Source organism: Vogesella mureinivorans (assembly GCF_007644035.1).
GTDB classification, from domain to species: Bacteria; Pseudomonadota; Gammaproteobacteria; order Burkholderiales; family Chromobacteriaceae; genus Vogesella; species Vogesella mureinivorans.
The window spans coordinates 1-389 of the sequence record NZ_VMTV02000060.1 but is presented as its reverse complement, the minus strand read 5'-3'; the positions used below and the strand labels follow the sequence as shown (position 1 = coordinate 389).

General features: G+C 64.8%; 1 protein-coding gene. It reads left to right on the top strand.

The features are described 5' to 3' along the window. Positions 1-25: 25 nt before the first annotated feature. Positions 26-389 (top strand): amidohydrolase family protein (locus FLQ44_RS01740; RefSeq protein WP_338117449.1); only part of this gene is annotated, 364 nt, incomplete at its 3' end.

The following is a 389-nucleotide window of genomic DNA, read 5'->3' as shown; positions in this document are numbered from 1 at the left end:
CGCTTATTGCGACTGGGCCGTTTCCATGGGCCTGCTTGCGATCCGCACCCATGTCGATGTCTGCGACGACCGGCTGCTCGCCGTCGAGGCCTTGCTGGAAGTCAGGCGCGAGGTCGCGCCCTATATTGACCTGCAGCTCGTCGCGTTCCCGCAGGATGGCTATTTCCGCGATCCTACCGCCAAGGCCAACACCGTCCGCGCGCTCGACATGGGCGTCGATGTTGTCGGTGGCATCCCGCATTTCGAACGTACGATGGATGATGGCCGCCGCTCGGTGACGGAGCTGTGCGAGATGGCCGCCGAGCGCGGGCTGATGGTCGACATGCATTGCGACGAGACCGACGACCCGCTGTCCCGCCATATCGAGCAGCTCGCCTACGAGACCCAGC